We start from the raw sequence: 15,736 nt of genomic DNA, 5'->3' as shown, positions 1-15,736 counted from the left end.
GCGAGCCTGCTCGAGAAGGCGGTGTGTCAGCCACAGATGTGCTGGATGTGCCACCGCAATCGCGAGCAGGCTCGCTCCCACATTGGTTTTTGGTTGACCACAGGATCTGTGGTCACCCGGTTTTCAGATCAATCCTCGCGTTTGACCACCAAGGTCAAAATGTCATAACTGGCCACCAGTTCACCCAACTGGTTGGTGACTTCCACGTCCCACGCCACCACCCCTTGCGGGATGCCTTGCGGGCTCTTCTTGCCCTGGTCGATTTTGCGTTTGCAGGTCAGGCGGGCCTGGATGGTGTCGCCGATGCCCACCGGGTTGATGAAGCGCAGGGTGTCCAGGCCGTAGTTGGCCAGCACCGGGCCGACGCCAGGGGAGACGAACAGGCCTGCCGCGGCCGACAGCACGAAGTAACCGTGTGCGATACGCTTGCCGAACTGCGATTCCTTGGCCGCGATGTCGTCGAAGTGCATGTAGAAGTGGTCGCCCGACAGGCAGCCGAAGTTCACCAGGTCGGCTTCGGTGACGGTGCGGCGGTGAGTCAGCAGCGACTCGCCGATCTGCAGGTCCTGGAAGTAGCGACGGAACGGGTGCACTTCGGTTTCGATGACCTTGGCGCCGCGCACGTATTCGCCGGTAACTGCCGCGAGCATGGTCGGCGAGCCTTGTACCGCCGCGCGTTGCAGGTAGTGCTTTACTGCGCGCAGGCCGCCAAGCTCTTCACCCCCACCGGCACGACCCGGACCGCCGTGCTTGAGTTGCGGCAGCGGTGAGCCGTGACCGGTGGATTCACCGGCGCAGTTACGGTCCAGCACCAGCAGGCGCCCGTGCAATGCAGCCGCCACTGGAATCGCTTTGGCGGCGATCTGTGGGTCCTTGGTCACCAGGCTGGCGACCAGGCTGCCCTTGCCGCGTGCGGCGAGGGCCAGGGCTTCGTCCAGATCGTCGTACGCCATCAAGGTGCTGACCGGACCGAATGCTTCGATGTCGTGAGCACCGCCTTCAGCGTGCGGATCGCGGGCCTGCAACAGGGTCGGGGCGAAGAACGCGCCCTTGTCGACGTTCTCGCCGCGCGGCTCGAAACCATCGCGGGCGCCGAACAGCAGGTCGCTGCTCTGCAACAGCATTTCCAGGCGCTCGGCCACGTCTTTCTGCTGATCGTGGGACGCCAGCGCACCCATGCGCACGCCTTCCACCGACGGGTCGCCGACCACGACCTTGGCCAGACGATCGCGCAGGCGCGTGGCCACTGCATCGATGTGCTTGGCCGGGACGATGGCGCGGCGGATGGCGGTGCATTTCTGCCCGGCCTTGGTGGTCATCTCCCGGGCGACTTCCTTGATGAACAGCTCGAATTCTTCGTCATCCGGGGTGACATCCGGGGCGAGGATCGCGCAGTTCAGTGAGTCGGCCTCGGCGGTGAACGGCACCGAGTTGCGAATCAGGTTCGGGTTGACCCGCAGCTTGGCGGCGGTGTCGGCGGAACCGGTGAAGGTCACCACGTCCTGACCTTGCAGGCGATCGAGCAGGTCGCCGGTGCCGCCGATGATCAGTTGCAGACTGCCCGCCGGCAGCAGGCCGGATTCGTCCATCAGGCGCACCACGGCTTCGGTCAGGTAGCTGGTGGCGCTGGCCGGCTTGACGATGCACGGCATGCCGGCGAGGAAGCTCGGCGCGAATTTTTCCAGCATGCCCCAGATCGGGAAGTTGAAGGCGTTGATGTGCACCGCGACGCCGCCGCGTGGCACCAGGATGTGGGTGCCGGCGAAGGTGCCCATTTTGCTCAGTTGCAGCGCCGGGCCTTCGTGGACCACGTTGCCCGACGGCAGCTCGCGGGAGCCGAGGCTGGCGTAGGTGAACAGCGTGCTGTTGCCGCCTTCGATGTCGATCCAGCTGTCGGCACGGGTCGCGCCACTGTGGTGGGAAATCGCGTAGAGCTGTTCCTTGCGTTCGGCCAGGTACAAGGCCAGGGCTTTGAGGCGCTGGGCGCGTTGCTGGAAGTCCAGCGCCATCAGGCCGCTGACGCCTTGGCGACGACCGTGTTCGATGGCCTCGGCGAAATCCGGGCGCTCCTCATGGGTGCGCGCGATTTCATGGCCGTCGATGGCGCTGCGCAGGATTTGCGCGCCTTGTTGGCCGATCCAGCGGCCGGCGATGAAGCTTTGCAGGGTAGGGGCAGACATCAGGATGACTCCGGGTTTGGTCAGTGTCTGGCGCGGGGTCAGCCGCGCCGGTCAAAAGGATCAGTGCTGGCTGGCGCCCGAGGCGCCGATGCCGGTCATGGAGCGGATGAACTGCGCCAGGTAGCGGCCACGTTCAAGGGCAGCACGGGGTGATTGGTCGGTGACGGAAAACAGCCAGGCGCTGAAGAAGGCCAGGCTCATGGAAAACAGCGCCGGGTTGGAATACGGGAACAGCGCCTTGTCGTGGTGCATGACGTTGACCCACACCGCCGGGCTCAACACCAGCAGGACAATCGCCGAGACCAGGCCCATCAGGCTGCCGAGCACCGCACCGCGGGTGGTCAGGCCTTTCCAGTACATCGAAAGGAACAGCACCGGGAAATTCACCGAGGCGGCGATGGCCAGCACCAGGCCAGACAGGAAGGCAATGTTCTGCGATTCGAACAACAGGCCGAGGATGATCGCCAGCACGCCGATGCACAGCGTGGCGATCCGCGACACGCGCATCTCTTGCTGTTCACTGGCCTGCCCCTTGCGCATCACGCAGGCATACAGGTCGTGGGACACCGCCGAGGCGCCGGACAGCGCCAGCCCGGCGACCACCGCCAGGATGGTGGCGAAGGCCACCGCCGAAATGAAACCGAGGAACAGGTTGCCGCCAACGGCCTGGGCCAGGTGCACGGCGACCATGTTGCCGCCGCCGATGATCGCGCCAGTGGCGTCGCGGTACGACGGATCGGTGCCGACCATGACGATCGCGCCGAAGCCGACGATGATCAGCAACAGGTAGAAGTAGCCGATGAAGCCGGTGGCGTAGAACACGCTTTTACGCGCTTCCTTGGCATCGCTGACGGTGAAAAAACGCATCAGGATATGCGGCAGGCCGGCGGTGCCGAACATCATGCCCAGCCCCAGGGAAATCGCGTCGATCGGGTTGGACAACAGGCCACCCGGGGCCATGATCGCGCTGCCCTTGGCGTGCACGGCGGTGGCGCCGGCGAACATCGCTTCGGTGCTGAACCCGAAATGCTTGAGCACCATGAACGCCATGAAGCTGGTGCCGAACAGCAGCATCACCGCCTTGATGATCTGCACCCAGGTGGTGGCGAGCATGCCGCCGAAGGTCACGTAGAACACCATCAATACGCCGACCAGCATCACGGCGTAGAGGTAGTCGATGCCGAACAGCAACTCGATCAGTTTGCCGGCGCCGACCATCTGCGCCACCAGGTACATCAACGCCACCGTCAGGGTGCCGAAGGCCGAGGTCAGGCGCACCGGCGTCTGCTCCAGGCGATAAGAGACCACGTCGGCAAAGGTGTATTTGCCCAGATTGCGCAGGCGTTCGGCGATCAGGAACAGGATGATCGGCCAGCCGGCCAATACGCCCAAGGCGTAGAGCAGACCGTCGTAGCCATTGAGGAACATCATCGCCGAGATGCCCAGGAAGGACGCGGCCGAGATCATGTCGCCGGCAATCGCCAAGCCGTTCTGGAAGCCCGTCATGCCGCCGCCAGCGGTGTAGAAATCGCTGGCCGAGCGGGTACGCAATGCCGCCCAGCGCGTCACACCAAGAGTGAACAGCACGAACACCAGGAACATGCCGATGGCGTTCCAGTTCAGCGGGCGGGTGGCCCCCTCGGCTGCCACAGCGATATCAGCGACAGCCGCCAGTGGCAGCAGGCACAACGCGAGAAGACGGCTCATCGGGCACACTCCTGCTTGAGTTTTTCATTCAACGGGTCGATCACGTTGTTGGCGCGATAGACATAGAAACCGGTCAGCGCGAACGCCAGCACCACGATCACCACGCCCACCAGCATGCCCACGGTGGTCACGCCGCCGCTCAGGGACTGGCCGAGGGTGGAGGGGGAGAACGCCACCAGCAGGACAAAGCCGAAATAGATCAACAGCATGATCAGCGACAGCGACCAGTACAGCGCCTGCTTGCGGCGTACCAGCTGGATGAAGTCGGGGTGCTGGCGGATGAGTTCTATGTCTTGGGGGCTCATGGTGGTGTTCTCTTGTTTTTGTTGTGGGATGAACAGTGAGTTGGTGGCAGTTATCGGTTAACCGTGGGAGCGAGCCTGCTCGCGAAGAGGCCATCAAATTCAACATTGATGTTGCTTGATGCTCAGTCTTCGCGAGCAGGCTCGCTCCCACAGGATTTGGCTGTGTGGGGTTCAGAGCTGATCGAAATCCAGCACTACCTTGTCGCTGATCGGGAAGGCCTGGCACGACAGCACGTAACCGGCGGCGACTTCGTAGTCTTCCAGGGCGTGGTTGCTGTCCATTTCCACTTCGCCTTCGATGACCTTGCATTTGCAGGTCGAGCACACGCCGGCCTTGCACGAGTAGGGCAGTTCGGCGCCCTGGGCATTGCCCGCGTCGAGGATGCTCTGGCTGTTGCGCGGCAGGTCGAAGGCCAGGGCGCGGCCGTCGCTGATGACGGTGATCTGGCTGACCGCCGAATCCACCTGCCGGGCGGCCTCGCGGGCTTCGCGTTTTTGCTGGCTGCCGACGGCGGCGAACAGTTCGAAATGGATGCGTTCCGGTGCCATGCCCTTGGCCTTGAGGCTGTCGCGCACGGTTTCGGTCATTTCCTGCGGCCCGCAGATGAAGGCGGCGTCGAGGGCTTTCACATCGAGCCAGCGGCTGAACAATTGCTCGCATTTCTCGGCGTTGATCCGGCCGTTGTACAGGTCCACATCCTGCTGCTCGCGGCTGAACACGAAAATCAGGTTCAGGCGTTGCAGGTAGCGGTTTTTCAGGTCTTCCAGCTGCTCGCGAAACAACGCGCCGGAGCTGGAACGGTTGCCGTACAGCAGGGTGACGCGGCTGTGGGGCTCGGTTTCCAGGGTGGTCTTGATGATCGACAGGATCGGCGTGATGCCGCTACCCGCCGCGACGGCCAGGTATTGGCCATGGCGAGCCGGGTCCAGTTCGACGCTGAAATGCCCGGCGGGCGGCATGACTTCCAGGCTGTGCCCGGCCTTCAGTTGTTCGTTGGCAAACGCGGAAAAACGCCCGCCGGCCACGCGTTTGACCGCGACCCGCAGTTCGCCGTCATTGACGCCGGTGCAGATCGAGTACGAGCGGCGCACTTCTTCGCCGTCCAGCTGGGTACGCATCACCAGGTGCTGGCCCTGGGTGAAGTGGAAACTGTCTTGCAGGTCCTGCGGAATTTCGAAGGCGATGGACACCGCGTCACGGGTCTCGGCGCGTACGTCCTTGATGGTCAGGCTGTGAAATTTGCTCATTGTTGTTCTCCAGCTGGACGGCCGACGCCGCTCAGATGCACTTGAAATAGTCGAACGGTTCCCGGCAATCGACGCAGCGGTACAGCGCCTTGCACGCGGTGGAGCCGAACTCGCTGAGCACCTCGGTGTGGGCGCTGCCGCACTGCGGGCAGACGATCACGGGGCTTTCACCGAGCAGGCTGCGCTTGCTGGTGCTGCCTTCCGGCGGCGCGATGCCATAGGCACGCAGGCGTTCACGGCCGCTGTCGCTGATCCAGTCGGTGGTCCAGGCCGGGGTCAAGCGGCGCTCCAGATTCGGCGCGCGAAAACCGGCCTGCTCCAGCGCCTCACGGATATCGCCCTCGATCACTTCGGTGGCGGGGCAGCCGGAGTAGGTCGGGGTGACCACCACGTGCAAGTGCCCGGCCTGCCAGTCCAGATCGCGGACAATCCCCAGGTCCACCACGCTGACCACCGGCACTTCCGGGTCCATGACCTCGGCCAGGATCGCCCACGCGGCAGTCAAGTCGCTCGGTTGTACCGGCCGGGCGCCCTGGTCGCTGGCGATCAGCTCACCAGGTTGCATCGGGGTACGCTCGGGGCAGGAACTGCATTTCGGCCAGCAGAATCCCCAGGTGTTCGGTGTGCAGGCCCTTGCGCGCATTCAGGTAGAAATAGCTGGGCGCAGCCGGCACGGGCAGGGTGGCGCTGGCGAAGATGTCGTTGACCTTGGCTTGCCATTGCGCCGCCACGCTGGCGATGTCCGGGGTGATGCGGGCTTCGCACAGGCGCTGTTCGCTGTCATCGGCAGCGATCAGTTCAACGGTGAAACGCCAGACCTCGGGAATCGCCGCGAGCATGCGTTTGTGGCTTTCCTCGGTGCCATCGCCCAGGCGCTCGACCCACTCGCCGGAGCGGCGCAGGTGATAGGTGACTTCCTTCACCGCTTTGGCGGCGATCCCGGCGATGCGTTCATCGCTGGACTGACTCAGGCCCTGGAGGACCGGCAGGTGCCAGGCGTCATAGAGGAACTGCTTGAGGATGGTCACCGCGTAGTCGCCGTTGGGTTGTTCCACCAGCAGCAGGTTGCGATAGGCACGTTCGTCGCGACGGAACGCCAGGTCATCGGCGTCGCGGCCGTCGTCCAGCAATTCGGCGGCGTAGTCCAGCCAGTTGCGGGCCTGGCCGACGAGGTCGAGGCCGACGTTCATCAGCGCCAGCTCTTCTTCCAGCGCCGGAGCCTTGCCGCACCACTGGCACAGGCGCTGGCCCTGGATCAGGGCGCTGTCGCCCAGGCGCAGCAAGTATTCGATCAGATCGGTCTTGTTATTCATGGTCGACCTCACATGTGCCCGACTTCGGCCGGCAGCTCGTAGAAGCTGGCATGGCGGTAAACCTTGTCGTCCGACGGGTCGAACAGCGGGTCTTTTTCATCCGGCGACGAGGCGGTGATCAGCGCCGATGGCACAACCCACAGGCTCACGCCTTCGCTGCGACGGGTGTACAGCTCGCGCGCGTTCTCGATGGCCATGGTGGTGTCGGCGGCGTGCACGCTGCCGACGTGCTTGTGGTTGAGGCCGTGCTTGCTGCGTACGAAGACTTCAAAAAGGGTCCACTCGGACATTTCAGTTACTCCACATCAGGTGGCCGAATCAGGCGGCGTTCTTGTTTTGTTTTTTGCGGGCGTGGGCGACGGCGGCTTCGCGAACCCAGGCGCCGTCTTCAATCGCCTTGCGGCGGGTGGCGACGCGTTCCTGGTTGCACGGGCCATTGCCTTTTAGTACTTCGTAGAATTCGTCCCACTGGATCTCGCCGAAGTCGTAGTGGCCGCGTTCGGCGTTCCACTTCAGGTCCGGATCGGGGCAGGTGCAGCCCAGCAGCTCCAGCTGCGGGATGGTCTGGTCGATGAAGCGCTGGCGCAGTTCATCGTTGCTCTGGCGCTTGATCTTCCAGGCCATGGACTGGGCGCTGTTCGGCGAGTGTTCGTCACTCGGACCGAACATCATCAGCGACGGCCACCACAGGCGGTTGATTGCGTCCTGGACCATGTCTTTTTGCGCTTGAGTGCCGTGGCGCATCATGGTCAGGAGGATTTCGTAGCCCTGGCGCTGGTGAAAGCTCTCTTCCTTGCAGATGCGGATCATCGCCCGCGAGTACGGGCCGTAGGAGGTGCGTTGCAGCACCACCTGATTGACGATCGCCGCACCGTCCACCAGCCAGCCCACCGCGCCCATGTCGGCCCAGTTCAGCGTCGGGTAATTGAAGATGCTCGAGTACTTGGCCTTGCCGCTGTGCAGCTTGTCGATTTCCGCATCGCGGTCGGCACCCAGGGTTTCCATGGCGCTGTACAGGTACAGGCCGTGGCCGGCTTCGTCCTGGATCTTGGCCATCAACTGCAATTTGCGTTTGAGCGATGGTGCGCGGGTGACCCAGTTGCCTTCGGGCAGCATGCCGACGATTTCGGAGTGAGCGTGCTGGGAAATCTGCCGGATCAGGGTTTGCCGGTAGGCATCTGGCATCCAGTTCTTGGCTTCGATCTTGATTTCTGAATCGATTTTTTCCTGGAAAGCGCGCTCCTGTTCGGACATCTCCGACAGGTCTTTTATGCGTTTTACGCCTGTTTCTACTAGCTGTGCGTACATGGGGGTCTCCCGCCGTGAATCTGTTCGAGGGCATGGAGAACTTTATAAGCGATACAGAAATTAATATCAAACATAAAATGACGTGTCGTATTTGTTTTTGTATCACTTTGGGTGGAGTGGTCGTTTTGTGGCTCTGTTGATGTTCGGCACATTCCCTTGTGGGAGCGGGCTTGCCAGCGATGGCGGCCTCACAACCAACCCGATTTTCTCGGATGTACCGCGACCCACTGTGGGAGCGAGCCTGCTCGCGAAAGCGGCGTGTCATTCAGCACACATGTCGACTGGTACGGCCCCTTCGCGAGCAGGCTCGCTCCCACAACTGGATCTGGTATATCCATGAAAATCAGGTCGGATGTCAGACCGCCATCGCTGGCGAGCCAGCTCCCACAGGGACGGGGGTGAGCAGGCAAAAAAAAGCCCCGCATCAGCGGGGCTCAAAGGGGTGCAGCAGTCATGCTTTCGGGCGTTTGTCCACCACGTGGCAGGCCTTGCCCTCGGAGCGCTTGATCGAGTGGAAAGGCTGCAGGACGATCCGCGAACTGATGCCGATGTACGTCTTGATGTGCTTGCTCAACTCGCCACAGACGGCCTTCTGCTGTTCGTCGCTCAGGTGCTGATGTTCAGCCTTGAGTTCGACGTGCACGTCAACGCTGTCCAGGTTGCCATTGCGATACAGATGGATCTCATAGCACTCGGCAAGTTGTTTGATTTTCAGCACCTGCTCCTCGATCTGCGTCGGGAACACGTTGACCCCGCGGATGATCAGCATGTCGTCGCTGCGTCCGGTGATTTTGTCGATGCGGCGCATCGGCCGTGCGGTGCCCGGCAGCAGGCGCGTCAGGTCGCGGGTGCGGTAGCGGATCATCGGCAGGGCTTCTTTGCTCAGGGAGGTGAACACCAGTTCGCCCATCTGACCGTCCGGCAGCACTTCACCGGTGACCGGGTCGATGATTTCCGGGTAGAAGTGGTCTTCCCAGATGGTTGGGCCGTCCTTGGTTTCGGCGCATTCCATGGCGACGCCCGGGCCCATGATTTCCGAGAGACCGTAGATGTCCAGGGCGGTGATGCCCAGGCGTTGCTCGATGGCACTGCGCAGTTCGGCGGTCCATGGTTCGGCGCCGAAGATGCCCAGGCGCAGGGCCAGTTTGTGCGGATCGATGCCCTGGCGCTCGATTTCATCGGCGATGTTGAGCATGTAGGACGGCGTGACCATGATGATGTCCGGCTGGAAATCCTTGATCAACTGCACTTGTTTTTCGGTCTGGCCGCCGGACATCGGGATCACCGTGCAACCCAGGCGCTCGGCACCGTAGTGCGCGCCGAGGCCGCCGGTGAACAGGCCGTAGCCATAGGAAATGTGCACTTTGTCGCCGCGACGCCCGCCCGCCGCGCGGATCGAACGGGCCACGACGTTGGCCCAGGTGTCGATGTCGTTCTGGGTGTAGCCGACGACGGTCGGTTTGCCGGTGGTGCCGCTGGAGGCATGCAGGCGCACGATGTCGTGCATCGGCACGGCAAACATGCCATAGGGGTAGTTGTCGCGCAGGTCGGATTTGGTGGTGAACGGGAATTTCGCCAGGTCGTCGAGGGACTTGATGTCGTCCGGGTGCACGCCCAGCGCGTCGAAGCGCTGACGGTACAGCGGCACGTTATTGTAGGCGTGGTTCAGGCTCCAGCGCAGGCGTTCGAGCTGGTGCTGACGGAGTTCGTCGACGCTGGCGGTTTCCAGCGGGTCCAGCACAGGATCAAGCACGGATTGGGCAATTGGCATGTTCATGACTTCACTCGAATTGTTTTTGTGTTCCAGCCCTTTTGCACAAGGGCTTTGAGTGCATGACCCAAGGATACCTCTCGGCTCCTCGGGAATCGCGGTTCTTTAGTGGGATAGACGCTCGATGATCAGCGCGATCCCCTGGCCGACGCCGATGCACATGGTGCACAGGGCGTAGCGGCCTTTGCGTTCCTCAAGCTCGTGCAGGGCGGTGGTCACCAGTCGCGCGCCACTCATGCCCAGCGGATGGCCGAGGGCAATGGCGCCGCCGTTGGGGTTGACCCGTGGATCGGTGTCGCTCAAACCCAGTTCACGCAACACCGCCAGGCCTTGGGCGGCGAAGGCTTCGTTGAGTTCGATCACGTCCATGTCGGCCAGGCTCAGGTTGGCCAGCTCCAGCACCTTGCGGGTCGCCGGCACCGGCCCGATGCCCATGATGCGCGGCTCGACACCGGCAGTGGCCATCGCCACGACGCGACCACGGGCGGTCAGGCCGTGGCGTTTCGCGGCTTCGGGGCTGGCCAGCAGCAGGGCACAGGCGCCGTCGTTGACGCCCGAAGCGTTGCCGGCGGTGATGCTGCCGCCTTCGCGGAACGGCGTGCCGAGTTTGGCCAGCTGCTCCAGGGTGGTGTCGCCACGCGGGTGTTCATCGTGCTCGACGACTTTGGCCGGGCCTTTGCGCTGGGGGATTTCCACCGCAACGATTTCCTTGGCCAGGCGTCCGTTGGCCTGGGCGGCTGCGGCGCGTTGCTGGCTGCGCAGAGCGAAAGCATCCTGGTCAGCCCGGGAGATGTTGAACTGTTCGGCGACGTTCTCCGCGGTTTCCGGCATGGAGTCGATGCCGAAGGCCTTTTTCATCAGCGGATTGACGAAGCGCCAGCCGATGGTGGTGTCGAAAATCTCGGCCTGACGGGAAAACGCCTGCTCGGCCTTGCCCATCACCAGCGGTGCGCGGGACATCGATTCGACCCCGCCCACCAGCATCAACCCGGCCTCGCCACTGCGAATCGCCCGGGCCGCAGTGCCCACCGCGTCCAGCCCGGAACCGCACAGGCGATTGAGGGTGGTGCCCGGCACGCTGACCGGCAACCCGGCCAGCAGCGCCGACATGCGCGCGACGTTGCGGTTGTCTTCACCGGCCTGGTTGGCGCAGCCGTAGATCACATCGTCGACCTGGCTCCAGTCCACGTTCGGGTGGCGGCGCAGCAATTCGCGCAGCGGCACCGCGCCGAGGTCGTCGGCGCGCACACTGCTAAGCACTCCGGCGTAGCGGCCGATGGGGGTGCGTACCGCGTCGATGATCAGGGCGTCATTCATTCGGGTTCTCCTGCGTCAGCACCGGGCCGCGCACTTTGTAGGATTTGCCATGGAACAGGGCGATCAACTGGCCCTGCTGGTTTTCAATGCGTACGTCGTAGTTGCCGGTGCGGCCGGAACGGCTTTGCTCGATGCAATCGGCATTGAGCGTGTCGCCCAGGCGCGCCGGGGCGATGTAATCGATGCTGCAACCGATGGCGACGGTGGCTTCGTTGTAGCTGTTGCAGGCAAAGGCAAACGCCGAGTCGGCAAGGGCGAACAGGTAACCGCCGTGGCAGGTGCCGTGGCCCTGGACCATGTCGGCGCGCACGGTCATGCCTACTCGAGCGGTGCCGGGGCCGGCGGACAGCAGGCGCATGCCCATGGCCTGGCTGGCGTTGTCGCGCTGGAACAACGCTTGCGCGCAGTCGCTGGCCAGGTTCATCGCTTGGTGATTAGTCATGGAAGTTTCTCCCTTCGGCCACACGGCGGCGCAACAACAGCGATGGCCGGTAGCGTTCTTCGCCGTATGCGGCTTGCAGGTTGTCCAGCGTGGTGAGGATCTGTGGCAGGCCAACGGCATCGGCCCAGGCCAGCGGGCCTTGGGGATAGTTGACCCCGGCGCGCATGGCCAGATCGATGTCGGCGGCCGAGGCCACGCCTTGCAGCAGGGCGTCCGCCGCTTCGTTGGCGAGCATTGCCACGGTGCGCAATACCGCGAGCGCCGGGCTGTCGCTGAGCAGGCTGACCTTGAGGCCGGCCTGTTGCAGCAGGGCAACGCCTTGTTCAAGTGCCTGCGGATCAATACCGGCTGCATGGCTGAGGGCGATGCGTTTGGCATTGGCGTAGTCGAAAGCCAGATCCAGCAGGATCAGGTTGCGCAATCCGTCTTCCTTGGCGCGCTGACAGGCCATGCGTCCGTCGCTCAAGGCCAGCACGGCGTCACCGACCCGCAGCAAGCCGCGGCCGTCGCGCTGGATGACGTTCACGCCTTGTTCGCTCAGGCGTGCCAACAAGCCTTGGGCAATACCCAAATCGCCTTCGACGACACAGGCCTCGACGCTCGCACTGCTGCTGATTTCTGCCGCTGGCGGGAGTTCGGCGCCCTGGGTGTAGCTATAGAAGCCTTGTCCGCTTTTGCGTCCGAAACGCCCGCCGTCCACCAGTTCTTTCTGAATCAGCGATGGCTGGAAGCGGGTGTCCTGATAATAAGCGTCGAACACTGAACAGGTCACGGCATAGTTGACGTCATGGCCGATCAGGTCGGTCAGCTCGAAAGCGCCCATGGCAAAACCGCCGGCCTCGCGCATCAGCGCATCCAGAGTCGGGCAATCGGCGGCGCCTTCTTGCACCAGCCGCAGGCTTTCGGCGTAGAACGGCCGGGCCACGCGGTTGACGATGAAACCGGGCGTGGAGCGGGTGTGCACCGGTTTCTTGCCCCAGGCTTTGGCGGTGTCGTACAGGCAAGCGGCCAAGGCCGGATCGCTGGCCAGGCCGGAGACGATTTCTACCAGCGCCATGACCGGCGCCGGGTTGAAGAAGTGCAGGCCGAGCAGGCGTTGCGGGTGTTCCAGTTGTGCGGCGATGCTGGTGATCGACAGCGACGAGGTGTTGCTGGCCAGGATGCAGTGATCGCCGCAGATGCCTTCCAGCTGACGGAACAGCGCGCGTTTGACTTCGAGGTTCTCGACGATGGCTTCGATGATCAAATCGCAATCGGCCAGGGCTTCGATGGCTTCCACCGCTTGCAGGCGTGCAATGGTTGCGCTGCGCGACTCGGCGGACAGCTTGCCGTTCTCGACCCGCTTGCCCAGTTGCCGGTCAATGCCTTCGATGGCCTGGGCCGCAGCGCCGGGACGATTGTCCAGCAGCAGCACCGGATGCCCGGCCTGCGCTGCGACCTGGGCAATGCCCGCGCCCATGGCGCCGGCGCCGATCACGGCAATGCGTGCGTTGGTATTGAGTGCCGTCATGACTCAGCGTCCCTTGAAGCTTGGGGTGCGTTTTTCCATGAAGGCGCTGACGCCTTCGCGGTAATCCTCGCTGCGCCCGGCCAGGCGTTGCAGGTCGCGTTCGAGTTCCAGCTGTTCGTCGAAGCTGTTGCTCATGCTGGCGTTGAGGCTGCGCTTGATCAGGGCCAGGCCGTAGGTCGGCTGGGTGGCCAGGTGTTGCGCCAGCTTCAGCGCTTCGTCGCGCAGTTCGGCGTCTTCCACGCAGCGGTAGATCAGACCCCATTGCTCGGCCTGTTCGGCGGTCAGGCGATTGCCGAGCAAGGCCAGGGCTTTGGCGCGGGCCATGCCGACCAGGCGGGGCAGGGTCCAGGTGCCGCCAGAATCGGGGATCAGGCCGATCTTGCAGAAGGCCTGGATGAAACTGGCCGAACGCGCCGCCAGTACCAGATCGCAAGCCAATGGAATGTTCGCGCCAGCACCCGCCGCCACGCCGTTGACCGCGCAGATCACCGGCATCGGCAAGTCACGCAGTTGGCGGATCAGCGGGTTGTAGAACTTCTCGATGGACTCACCCAGGTCAGGCACGGCACTGCCCGGCGCCACATTGCGGTCGCTGAGGTCTTGCCCGGCGCAGAAACCACGGCCTTCACCGGTCAGCAGCAGCACGCGCACGTCCGGGTTCTGCCGCACTTGCTTGAGCGCTTCCTTCACTTCGCCATGCATCTGGGTGTTGAAGCTGTTGAGCTGGTCCGGGCGATTGAGGCTGAGCAGGGCGACGCCGGCCTCGATGGAAAACAGGATGTGTTCGAAGTTCATGGTCTTGGCGCTCTCTTGGAATTCGTTAGGCGGGTTAACCGGATTACTGGCCGGTGAAAGTCGGCGTGCGTTTTTCCTGGAAGGCGGCAATGCCTTCGTCGCGGTCGCGGGTGCCGGCCAGCACGGTGAAGGCGTGGCGCTCGAAACGCAGGCCGCTGGCCAGGTCGGTGTCCATGGCCTTGAGCAACGCTTCCTTGGCCAGGCGCACTGCCAGTGGTGCCTTGGCGGCGATGGTGCGGGCTACCTGCAGGGCGCGTTCGACGGTGAATTCCGGTTGCGTGACTTCGCTGACCAGGCCGGCGCGTTGCGCCTGGCGGGCGTCGATCGGCTCGCCGGTCAGCACCATTTGCATGGCCATGGATTTGCCGACGGCGCGCAGCAGGCGTTGGGTGCCACCGGCGCCGGGCATGATCCCGAGGTTGATTTCCGGCTGGCCGAAGCGGGCATCTTCGCCGGCAATGATGATGTCGGCGTGCATCGCCAGTTCGCAGCCACCGCCCAGGGCGAAGCCGTTGACGGCGGCGATCAGCGGTTTGCTGAAGCGGGTGATGGCTTGCCACGAAGCCTGGCGCGGGTCGTCGAGGATGCCGACCAGATCGCGCTCGGCCATTTCCTTGATGTCGGCACCGGCGGCAAACGCCATGCGGCTGCCGGTGATGACCACGGCGCGGGTGTCGGGATCGACCTGGGCGGCGCTCAGTTCGTCGGCCAGTTCGCCCAGCAACTGGGTGTTCAGGGCATTCAACGCCTGCGGGCGCTGCAGGGTAATCAGGCGCACGCCAGACTCGATCATCTCGACGGCAAGGGTTAGAGGCATGGCGGATGCCCTCACGGTGCACGCTCGGCGGTGATGCCGGCTTGTTATTGGATCGGCGGCGGGGGCCGGTTTTGCCGGAGTATACCTATAACGTGATACGTAAAATCAACATAAAAAACGTTTTAATGTGTCCTATTGTCGGATTATGGATTTTTAGAGGTAGGCTGTTTGAAGTGGGTGTTCATGCTGTGAGTATTGATTTTACTGGTGTTTATGAGAGGCTTGGTACTTGAAAAACACCCCATTTGAACCGGTCTATCAAGTGATACGCTTTTTAGTCTTTGTGCTGTTAAAAGCGATGTGATACAAAATGAGTCCATATCGGCATCGCTTTGTGAAGGAACCTGCCAATGACCTGCTACAGCCTCGATGGCCTCACCCCGGTGGTCGACCCCAGTGCTTATGTGCACCCGTCAGCGGTATTGATCGGTGACGTGATCATCGGCCCGCATTGCTACGTCGGGCCGCTGGCGAGCCTGCGCGGTGACTTCGGGCGGATCGTGCTGGAAGAGGGCGCCAACCTGCAGGACACCTGCGTGATGCACGGCTTCCCGGACAGCGACACCGTGGTCGAACGCAACGGCCACATCGGTCATGGCGCGGTGCTGCACGGTTGCCGGATCGGCGCCGATGCGCTGGTGGGCATGAATGCGGTGGTGATGGACAACGCACGCATCGGCCCGCGGTCCATTGTGTCGGCGGCGGCGTTCGTCAAGGCCGGTTTCGAATGCCCGGAGCAGTCGCTGGTCATGGGCGCACCGGCCAGCGTCAAGCGCACCCTCAGCGATCAGGAAGTGGCGTGGAAACAGGCGGGTACTCGTGAATATCAGGAACTGACCAAGCGATGCCTCACGCAGATGCAGGTTTGTGAACCGTTGGCCGAGCCGGAGGTTGATCGGCCGCGGATCAGTGACAGCGGATTCAGGCCCAAGGGCAGCACCTTGTGAACACCGTCCGTTGTGGGAGCGAGCCTGCTCGCGAATGCGGTCTGACATTCAACATTGATGCTGACTGACACACCGC

Annotated in this window: 15 protein-coding genes; 1 reads left to right on the top strand and 14 read right to left on the bottom strand. The window is 63.2% G+C overall.

What is annotated here, in order from left to right; all coding sequences use genetic code 11:
- Positions 1–128 precede the first annotated feature (128 nt).
- From paaZ to paaF, 14 genes are all read right to left on the bottom strand, one after another.
- A complete protein-coding gene (gene paaZ / locus ACW9HW_RS23915; RefSeq protein ID WP_095192868.1) occupies positions 129–2,183 on the bottom strand; it encodes a phenylacetic acid degradation bifunctional protein PaaZ in 2,055 nt (684 codons plus the stop codon).
- A gap of 57 nt (positions 2,184–2,240) precedes the next feature.
- The gene (locus ACW9HW_RS23910; protein WP_095192867.1) at positions 2,241–3,887 is read right to left on the bottom strand and encodes a cation acetate symporter; all 1,647 of its coding nucleotides are present in this window, start codon (positions 3,885–3,887) and stop codon (positions 2,241–2,243) included.
- On the bottom strand, positions 3,884–4,192 hold the full coding sequence (locus ACW9HW_RS23905; RefSeq protein WP_095192866.1) for a DUF485 domain-containing protein: 309 nt from the start codon (positions 4,190–4,192) through the stop codon (positions 3,884–3,886). Before ACW9HW_RS23905 ends, ACW9HW_RS23910 begins: the two co-directional genes overlap by 4 nt.
- Positions 4,193–4,363: 171 nt before the next feature.
- Entirely contained in the window at positions 4,364–5,440 is a 1,077-nt protein-coding gene (paaE, locus tag ACW9HW_RS23900) for a 1,2-phenylacetyl-CoA epoxidase subunit PaaE (RefSeq protein WP_095192865.1), read from the bottom strand.
- A gap of 31 nt (positions 5,441–5,471) precedes the next feature.
- Positions 5,472–6,005, bottom strand: coding sequence for a 1,2-phenylacetyl-CoA epoxidase subunit PaaD (gene paaD / locus ACW9HW_RS23895; protein ID WP_095192864.1), 534 nt, complete (start codon positions 6,003–6,005; stop codon positions 5,472–5,474).
- A complete protein-coding gene (paaC, locus tag ACW9HW_RS23890; RefSeq protein WP_095192863.1) occupies positions 5,992–6,753 on the bottom strand; it encodes a 1,2-phenylacetyl-CoA epoxidase subunit PaaC in 762 nt (253 codons plus the stop codon). The genes paaD and paaC overlap by 14 nt, the downstream gene beginning before the upstream one ends.
- 8 nt (positions 6,754–6,761) lie before the next feature.
- A complete protein-coding gene (paaB, locus tag ACW9HW_RS23885; RefSeq protein ID WP_007943393.1) occupies positions 6,762–7,043 on the bottom strand; it encodes a 1,2-phenylacetyl-CoA epoxidase subunit PaaB in 282 nt (93 codons plus the stop codon).
- Between the two features lie 28 nt (positions 7,044–7,071).
- Positions 7,072–8,061 carry a 1,2-phenylacetyl-CoA epoxidase subunit PaaA gene (paaA, locus tag ACW9HW_RS23880; protein ID WP_095192862.1) on the bottom strand — a complete coding sequence of 330 codons (990 nt, stop codon included), beginning with the start codon at positions 8,059–8,061 and terminating at the stop codon, positions 7,072–7,074.
- Between the two features lie 451 nt (positions 8,062–8,512).
- Positions 8,513–9,838 carry a phenylacetate--CoA ligase PaaK gene (gene paaK, locus ACW9HW_RS23875; protein ID WP_095192861.1) on the bottom strand — a complete coding sequence of 442 codons (1,326 nt, stop codon included), beginning with the start codon at positions 9,836–9,838 and terminating at the stop codon, positions 8,513–8,515.
- A gap of 99 nt (positions 9,839–9,937) precedes the next feature.
- Positions 9,938–11,149, bottom strand: a complete 1,212-nt coding sequence (gene pcaF, locus ACW9HW_RS23870; protein WP_457401932.1) for a 3-oxoadipyl-CoA thiolase — start codon at positions 11,147–11,149, stop codon at positions 9,938–9,940.
- Positions 11,142–11,591: a hydroxyphenylacetyl-CoA thioesterase PaaI gene (gene paaI, locus ACW9HW_RS23865; RefSeq protein ID WP_095192859.1), complete on the bottom strand. Its 450-nt coding sequence runs from the start codon at positions 11,589–11,591 to the stop codon at positions 11,142–11,144. Before paaI ends, pcaF begins: the two co-directional genes overlap by 8 nt.
- Positions 11,584–13,101, bottom strand: coding sequence for a 3-hydroxyacyl-CoA dehydrogenase PaaH (paaH, locus tag ACW9HW_RS23860; RefSeq protein ID WP_457401931.1), 1,518 nt, complete (start codon positions 13,099–13,101; stop codon positions 11,584–11,586). Before paaH ends, paaI begins: the two co-directional genes overlap by 8 nt.
- A gap of 3 nt (positions 13,102–13,104) precedes the next feature.
- A complete protein-coding gene (paaG, locus tag ACW9HW_RS23855) occupies positions 13,105–13,896 on the bottom strand; it encodes a 2-(1,2-epoxy-1,2-dihydrophenyl)acetyl-CoA isomerase PaaG (RefSeq protein WP_095192857.1) in 792 nt (263 codons plus the stop codon).
- A gap of 43 nt (positions 13,897–13,939) precedes the next feature.
- Entirely contained in the window at positions 13,940–14,713 is a 774-nt protein-coding gene (gene paaF / locus ACW9HW_RS23850) for a 2,3-dehydroadipyl-CoA hydratase PaaF (RefSeq protein ID WP_457401930.1), read from the bottom strand.
- A 350-nt stretch (positions 14,714–15,063) separates the two neighbouring features.
- Between paaF and paaY the strand changes: the two genes are divergently transcribed.
- Positions 15,064–15,660, top strand: coding sequence for a phenylacetic acid degradation protein PaaY (gene paaY, locus ACW9HW_RS23845; protein WP_457401929.1), 597 nt, complete (start codon positions 15,064–15,066; stop codon positions 15,658–15,660).
- Positions 15,661–15,736 lie beyond the last annotated feature (76 nt).

The sequence above is a fragment of the Pseudomonas sp. SDO5532_S415 genome, assembly GCF_054071155.1.
Note: the sequence above shows the minus strand (reverse complement) of the source record. Positions and strands in the feature narration are given on the sequence as shown.